8 protein-coding genes are annotated in these 7,207 nt (G+C 68.2%); 2 read left to right on the top strand and 6 right to left on the bottom strand.

The annotated features are described in order from the left end of the window. Together Y706_RS0107595 and Y706_RS0107590 are read left to right on the top strand one after the other, a co-directional pair. A partial coding sequence (locus tag Y706_RS0107595) for a nuclear transport factor 2 family protein (protein ID WP_028276130.1) occupies positions 1 to 412 on the top strand: 412 nt, incomplete at its 5' end. 202 nt (positions 413 to 614) lie between these two features. Beyond that, complete coding sequence (locus Y706_RS0107590; RefSeq protein WP_028276129.1) at positions 615 to 824, top strand: hypothetical protein; 210 nt, start codon at positions 615 to 617, stop codon at positions 822 to 824. A 139-nt stretch (positions 825 to 963) separates the two neighbouring features. Here Y706_RS0107590 and manD read toward each other — a convergent pair whose 3' ends face one another. The 6 genes from manD to Y706_RS0107560 form a co-directional block, all read right to left on the bottom strand. Next, on the bottom strand, positions 964 to 2,193 hold the full coding sequence (manD, locus tag Y706_RS0107585) for a D-mannonate dehydratase ManD (RefSeq protein ID WP_028276128.1): 1,230 nt from the start codon (positions 2,191 to 2,193) through the stop codon (positions 964 to 966). Between the two features lie 162 nt (positions 2,194 to 2,355). Continuing rightward, positions 2,356 to 3,387: a sugar kinase gene (locus Y706_RS0107580; protein ID WP_043435317.1), complete on the bottom strand. Its 1,032-nt coding sequence runs from the start codon at positions 3,385 to 3,387 to the stop codon at positions 2,356 to 2,358. Then, positions 3,387 to 4,058 (bottom strand): bifunctional 4-hydroxy-2-oxoglutarate aldolase/2-dehydro-3-deoxy-phosphogluconate aldolase, encoded by a 672-nt coding sequence (locus tag Y706_RS0107575; protein WP_028276126.1) that lies wholly within the window; start codon positions 4,056 to 4,058, stop codon positions 3,387 to 3,389. Before Y706_RS0107575 ends, Y706_RS0107580 begins: the two co-directional genes overlap by 1 nt. Before the next feature lie 77 nt (positions 4,059 to 4,135). Then, positions 4,136 to 5,284: a galactonate dehydratase gene (gene dgoD / locus Y706_RS0107570; protein WP_028276125.1), complete on the bottom strand. Its 1,149-nt coding sequence runs from the start codon at positions 5,282 to 5,284 to the stop codon at positions 4,136 to 4,138. Positions 5,285 to 5,291: 7 nt separating this feature from the next. Continuing rightward, complete coding sequence (locus Y706_RS0107565; RefSeq protein ID WP_028276124.1) at positions 5,292 to 6,185, bottom strand: carbohydrate ABC transporter permease; 894 nt, start codon at positions 6,183 to 6,185, stop codon at positions 5,292 to 5,294. Then, positions 6,182 to 7,150, bottom strand: a complete 969-nt coding sequence (locus Y706_RS0107560; protein WP_028276123.1) for a carbohydrate ABC transporter permease — start codon at positions 7,148 to 7,150, stop codon at positions 6,182 to 6,184. The genes Y706_RS0107565 and Y706_RS0107560 overlap by 4 nt, the downstream gene beginning before the upstream one ends. Positions 7,151 to 7,207 lie beyond the last annotated feature (57 nt).

The following is a 7,207-nucleotide window of genomic DNA, read 5'->3' as shown; positions in this document are numbered from 1 at the left end:
GCCGGCAGCGCCCCGGGCGCTCAGCCGCGAAGAGGTCCAGGAGGCAGCCGACCGCCTGGTCGCCGCCTTCGCCGCCACGGACACCGAGGCCTACTTTGCGGCCTTCAGCCCGGAGGCGACCTTCATCTTCCATCCGGAAGCCCAGCGCCTTGGGTCCCGCTCCGCCTACCGCACCCTTTGGGACGGCTGGCTCGCCGGTGGCTGGCGTGTGCTCGAATGCCGGAGCAGCGAGCAGGATATCCAGCTCCTCGGGGCTACCGCGGTGTTTTCACACCGCGTGGCCACGACGGTCCGGGTTGACCGGGACGGTGGCCGCGATACGAGCGATGAACGGGAGACCATCATCTTCTCCCGCGCCCCCGACGGCGGCATTGTTTGCGTCCACGAGCATCTTTCGGCCTGCCCGCAGTGATGCCGGGTGATTAGACTCACTGGGACCACCCGGGCCTGGGTGGATCTGCAGGTCAGCCGCCCGGGCCGCAATGTGCGGGCATTTGGCGTCCGCACGGGCCACGCGCACATGCGGCGTGGTGATTTGACGGGCCAATAAATATGACGTTACTGTTCCTGAATCCATTGGGGCCGACTAGAAGTACTCCAAGAAAGACAGAGCGATGACCACCATTACCGAGCCCATTGAGATCCAGGTCGACAACCGGCGCGTGCTCGACGACCGACTCAACGACGCCGTCCGCGGGCTGCAGCAGCTCGCCATGACAACCGGGACGCACGGCATTTTGCTCACGCGGCACAAGCCGGGCCACTACACCGCGGCCCTCTCCGACCAGGTCCCCTTCGGCATGACCCGGGAACAGGTTCACTAAGCAACCAGCACACCGGACGCTGAGAGCCGGACTCAAAAGAGCCAGGTCCCGGGCGGCTGAGCATCGACTCGCCGCCCGGGACCTTTTTGGTGCCTAAGGCACTGCCAGCCGTCAGTGCCGGTTGACGGTCGTGGCCGGGTTACCAGTCATGGACGGTGCCGTCGACGAGGCGGTTGTAGGGCAGGTAGGCCTGCTGGTAGGGGAACGCGGCGGCGGCTTCTTCGTTGAATTCGACGCCGATGCCGGGCTTGTCGCCGGGGTGCAGGTAGCCGTCGACGAAGGTCATGGATTGTTCGAAGACCTCGTTGGTTTTGTCCGAGTGCTGCATGTATTCCTGGATGCCGTAGTTGTGGATCGCCAGGCCCACGTGCAGCTGCGCGGCGAACCCGACCGGGGAGATGTCGGTGGGGCCGTGGAAGCCGGACTTGATCTGGTACTGCGCGGCGTAGTCCATCACCTTCTTCAGCGGGCTGATCCCGCCGAAGTGGGTGGAGGCTGCCCTCACGTAGTCGATCAGCTGTTCCTTGATCAGGGCCTGGTAGTCGTAGACGGTGTTGAAGATTTCCCCGATCGCGAGCGGGGTGGTGGTGTGCGCCCGGACCAGGCGGAGGGCTTCCTGGTTTTCGGCCGGGGTGCAGTCCTCGAGCCAGAACAGGTCGTAGGGTTCGAGCGCCTTGCCCAGCTTCGCGGCCTGGATCGGGGTCATCCGGTGGTGCCCGTCGTGCAGCAACGGGAGGTCCGGGCCGAACTCGTTGCGCACCGCCTCGAACACGGTCGGCAGGTGGCGGAGGTAGGCGCGGGTGTCCCAGTCCTCTTCCTGCGGGAACGCGCCGCGCCCGGCCGGTTCGTAGTCATAGCGTTCCCCGGAGGCCTGGGCCTGGGCCGCGACGCCGTAGACGGCCTTGATCCCGGGCACGGCGGTCTGGATCCGGATCGACTTGTAGCCGAGCTCCAGGTGCTCACGGACCGAATCGAACAGCGAGGGCAGGTCCGCGCCGGAGGCGTGCCCGTAGGCGCGCAGCCCGTTCCGGGACGCCCCGCCCAGGAGCTGGTAGACCGGCATCCCGGCGAGCTTGCCCTTGATGTCCCACAGCGCCATGTCCACCGCCGCGATCGCGGCCATCGTGACCGGGCCGCGGCGCCAGTACGAGGACCGGTACAGGAACTGCCAGGTGTCCTCGATCCGGTGCGGGTCCTTGCCGATCAGCAGCTGCGCGACGTGCTCCTTCAAATAGGCGGCCACGGCGAGCTCGCGCCCGTTCAGGGTCGCGTCCCCGATCCCGGTCACGCCGTCCTCGGTGGTGATCCGCAGGGTCACGAAGTTCCGGGAGGGGCTGGTGACGAACACTTCAGCGGCAATGATTTTCACAACAGGTCCTTTTCTGCTCTTACAGGGGGTGTCTTAGTTGCCCGGCGCCGGCCGGAACGGTGGCGGCACCGTCTGCACCGCCGGCGGTGCCGGCGGTGCCGGACGGCCGGACGCCGGCCGAAGAACCGTCACCGCCGGTGCGGCGGGGCTTAAAGCGGGGGCTTAGCGCTGGGTGGTTCCGCCCGGCGTGGTCCCGAACAGTGCCAGCTCCGCACGGCCGGGCAGGCCTTCCCAGTCCCCCGCGGTGCTGACGGCGAAAGCTCCCGCCAGGGCGCCGCGCTGCAGGCGGCCAGCGACGTCGGCGCCGTCGAGCAGGGCGGACAGGTAGCCGGCGGTGAAGGCATCCCCGGCGCCCACGGTATCGATGCTGGTCACAGGCACGGCGGGCACTTCCCATCGCCCGTCGGCGGTGTGGACACCGGCACCGGCGGCGCCGCGCTTGACCACGACTTCGCGGACGCCGCGCTCCAGCAGTTCGGCGGCCATGGCTGTTTCGGCGGCATCTGCATCTGTATCGGCATCGCCGGGGTGCGGTGATCCCTCCGGGCCAGCACCCACCGGGGCCGCGACCAGCCCGAGCTCATCGTCGGAGGCGATCACGATGCTGGCGTGCCGGGCAAGCGGCGTGAGCGCGGCGCGGGCCTCCTCCCGGGTCCAGAGCTTGCTGCGGTAATTGACGTCGAGGGACACCTCCATGCCTTCGGCGGCGGCGCGCTCGGCCGCGTACTCCACGGCCTTGCGGGCGTCGGGGCTGAGGGCGGCGGTGATGCCGGTCAGATGCAGGATCCGGGCCCCGGCCGCCAGGGCACGGTCCAGGTCCTCCCGGCCGAGGGTGGACCCGGCGGATCCGGCGCGGTAGTAGAAGGCCCGGGTCACATCCGCGGTGCGCTGTTCAAGGAACATCACCCCGGTGTTCCTTGCCGCGTCAATCCGGTGCCGCAGCCCGATTCCCTCGGCGCGCAGCTGCCGCAGAATGTACTCCCCGTGCGGGTCGGCGCCGACAACCCCGGCCCAGGTGACGCTGTGCCCGAGCCGGGCGACCCCGACGGCCACGTTCGATTCGGCCCCGGCCACGTGCATGCCGAGGCTGCCGCCGGCGGACAGCGGGCCGGTGGACCGCAGCGAGACCATGGACTCGCCAAACGTCAGCAGGTCGACGCCCTCCCCGGCCAAAGCCGGGCCGACGGCGGCCATCAACGCAGGCTCTCCGCGCGCGGGCGGCCGAACCCGGCGGCCAGGGTCACGAAACCGCGGGCCCGCTCCCGCATCGGGGCGAGGTCGCCGCCGGAGCCGGCATCGCCGAACAGCGGTCCGCCGAGCCCCACGGCAATGGCACCGGCTTCCCAGTAGCCCTCGGCTTCATCCAGCCCGACGCCGCCGACGGCGATGAAAGGGATCCCGGGGAACGGGTCGCGGAGCGCCTTGAGGTAGCCCGGACCGCCGATGGAAGCGGGGAAGAGCTTGACGGCCGTGGCGCCGCGGTTCATGGCTTCGTGGGCCTCGCTGGGTGTCAGCGCACCGGCGAGCACAGGCAGTGCCAGCCGGGCCGACTCGGCAATCGACTCTGCCAGCGACGGGGTCACCATGAACTGGCCGCCCGCCTCGGCGACGCGGGCAACGTCCTGGGCCGTCAGCACCGTTCCGGCACCGACGAAGCAGCCCGCGGGGGCGGCCGCGCGGACTTCCCGGATGGCTTCAAGGGCCCGCGGCGTGGTGAGCGCTATTTCGACATACCGGAAGCCCTCCTCCATCGCCGCGAGGGCTGCCTTCGCGGCGGCCGCGCCGTCCGTGCCGCGCACAATGGCCACCAGCCGGCTTTCCTGGATCCCGGCCAGCAGCAGTTCGGGCGTCAGGGTGTTCTCCATGTCAGGCTTCTCCTTCGAGGCAAATACGTCGGGGCAAATACGCCGGGGCAACAGGTCCGGTCCCAGCGTTCCGGCGTTCACCACTCGGCGAAGGCGCCGTCGGGGTGCCGCCAGACGGGACCGCGCCAGGCATGCCCGCGCTTGTCCGCGGCCCGGACCACGGCCTCGTCGATCTCGATGCCCAGGCCCGGACCGGTGAGCCGTTCGATGTGTCCGTCCACGAACTTCAGCGGGGACTTGTCCACCACGTAGTCCAGGACTTCGGCGCCCTGGTTGTAGTGGATGCCGATGCTTTGCTCCTGGATCAGGAAGTTGGGCGTCGCGAAGCCCACCTGCAGGCAGGCGGCGAGCGCCAGCGGGCCCAGCGGGCAATGCGGGGCGAGCTGGACCTCGTAGATTTCGGCGAGCGAGGCGATTTTGCGGACCTCGGTGATGCCGCCGGCGTGGGAGAGGTCCGGCTGGGCCACGGCGATGCCGGCCTGCAGCGCGGGCAGGAATTCCTGCCGGCTGTAGAGCCGCTCACCGGTGGAGACCGGCGTCGTCGTGGAGGACGTGAACTCGCGCAGCAGGTGCGTGTTTTCCGGGACCACCGGCTCTTCGAGGAAGAACGGCCGGTACGGTTCCAGCAGCGGCGCCACCCGGCGGGCGTTGGCGAGGCTGAAGCGGCCGTGGAAGTCGACCGCGACGTCGCGGTGGTCGCCGAGGACCTCGCGGGCGGCGGCGACGCGGCGGACGACGCCGTCGAGCTCGGCCACGGAGGCGATGGGGCTCATCCGGCCGCTGGCGTTCATCTTGACCGCCGTCAGGCCGACCTCCAGCTGCGCGCTGATCTGGTCCGCCACCTCATTGGGCTCATCCCCGCCCACCCAGCCGTACATCCGGATCCGGTCCCGGACATGGCCGCCGAGAAGCTGGTGCACGGGCGTGTTGAAGTGCTTGCCCGCGATGTCCCAGAGCGCCTGGTCCAGGCCGGACACGGCGCTGGCCAGGATCGGGCCGCCGCGGTAGAAGGACCCCTTCGTCATGACCTGCCAGTGGTCCTCGATCCGCAGCGCATCGTTGCCGATGAGCAGCTCCGAGAGCTGGTCGACGGCGGTGCGTACGGTTTCGCTGCGGCCTTCGCAGCTCGCCTCGCCCCAGCCCACGATCCCGCTCTCGGTCTCGACCCGGACGAAGAGCCAGCGCGGCGCGACGAGGAACGTTTCAATCCTGCTGATGAGTGTCATCTGTTGCCTAGCCCTTGGTCGCGCCGGCGGTCATGCCGGAGACGATGTACTTCTGCGTGAAGAGCGCAATGATCATGATCGGAATGGTGACCACGGTGGCGGCCGCCATGAGTCCGCCCCAGTCGATGCTCGCGTAGGAGACGAAGTCGAAGATCGCGACCGGCAGGGTCTTGGTCTTGGAGCCGGAGAGCACCAGGGCGAACATGAAGTTGTTCCACGAGAAGATGAAGGACAGGATGCCGGCGGTGGCCATGCCGGCGACGGAGAGCGGCAGGGTGATGCGGCGGAAGGCGCCGATCGGGGTGAGGCCGTCCACTTGGGCCGACTCCTCCAGCTCCAGCGGCAGGGAATCGAAGTAGCTCATCATGATGTACACGATCAGCGGCAGCGCGACGAACATGTGGCTGAGGATCAGCACCTCGAAGCCACCCACCATCTTCAGGTTGGAGAAGACGTAGTACCAGGGCACCAGCAGGGAGACGCCGGGGATGACGCGGGCCATCAGGACCACAAGGGCCGAGCGGTGCATCGTGAACCGGCTCATGGCGTAGGCGGCGGGCACGCCCAGGACCAGCGACAGGGCAGTGGAGACGAAGGCCACCCAGAAGCTGTTGAAGATGAAGACGAAGTAGTTGTTCCGCTGCAGCACATTGGCGTAGTTCTCGAACGTGGGGGTGAACATGAACGACTTGCCGGTGTCGTAGATGTCCACGTTGGTCTTGAGGGATGCCAGCAGCATCCAGAACAGCGGGGCGATCAGGAACAGCACCACGGCCACCAGTGCCGCCACGCGGAACACCTTGTACGCGCGGGTGCCCAGCGGCTTCCGGGGGCGCGGCGCGATCTTGGCCGGCACGGCGGCGACCGTTTGGGGTTCGGTGTTTTCGGACACTACGGTCATTTGCTTACCGCTTTCTTGCGCATGGTCAGCAGCCACATGGAGCCGATGATGATCATGAAGAACAGGATCAGCACCGCGGAGGAGAGCCCGTACTGGTTGTAGTCGAAGCTCAGCCCGTAGGCGTAGACGTTGAGCGTTTCCACTTCGTGGAAGGACCCGCCGCCCTTGCCCTTGGTGGCGTAGAGGATGTCGAAGGTCTTCAGTGCGTCGATGCCCCGGAGCAGGATGGCGACGATCACGGTCGGCATCATGAGGGGCAGCGTGATGAAGAAAAAGCGCTGGAAGGCGTTGGCGCCGTCCATCCGGGCCGCCTCGTCGGGTTCCTCGGAGAGCGAGGTCAGTCCGGCCAGCAGGATCAGGACCACCATGGGGGTCCACTGCCACACGTCCATGAAGATGGTGGTGCCGAGCGCCGTGTCCTGGCCGGAGAGCCAGGGCTGGGCGGGAATCCCGACCATGCCGAGCAGCTGGTTGACGAAGCCGATGTTGGGATCGAAGATCAGCCGCCACATCATGCCGACGGCCACGGGAGTGGCGACGAGCGGGAGCAGGATGGCCACGCGGACCCATTTTTCGCCGCGGAACGGGCGCCACAGCAGCAGCGCAATGCACATGCCGAGGACCACTTCGCAGGCAAGGGCAACGCCGGTGAAGCTCAGCGTGCGGCCGACGGCGGGCCAGAAGCGTTCGACGTCGGAGAGGACCGTGAGGTAGTTCTGCACGCCGACAAACTCGGAGGCCGCCCGGACCGAGCCCTGCGAATCGGTCAGGCTCAGGTACAGGGTCCAGCCGAGGGGGAAGACGATCAGGACGCCGACGAAGATCATGGCGGGGGCGGCGAAGAGCCATTTGCGGTGCCGGTTGGCCCAGCCGGAGAAGTTCTCGCGTGCACCGGGGGTGCGGGCGCCCTTGCGGCCGGACGGCGGCTGGGTCTGGGCGCTGCGGGGAGTGGTCAATACAGACATGGTTCACCTAAGGAGTTGGGGGTGAAGTGAAAAGCTGGCCGCGGCGGGACGGCATGG

Source organism: Arthrobacter sp. I3 (assembly GCF_000520575.1).
Lineage (GTDB): Bacteria > Actinomycetota > Actinomycetes > Actinomycetales > Micrococcaceae > Arthrobacter > Arthrobacter humicola_A.
This window is presented reverse-complemented; position numbering and strand designations above follow the sequence as displayed.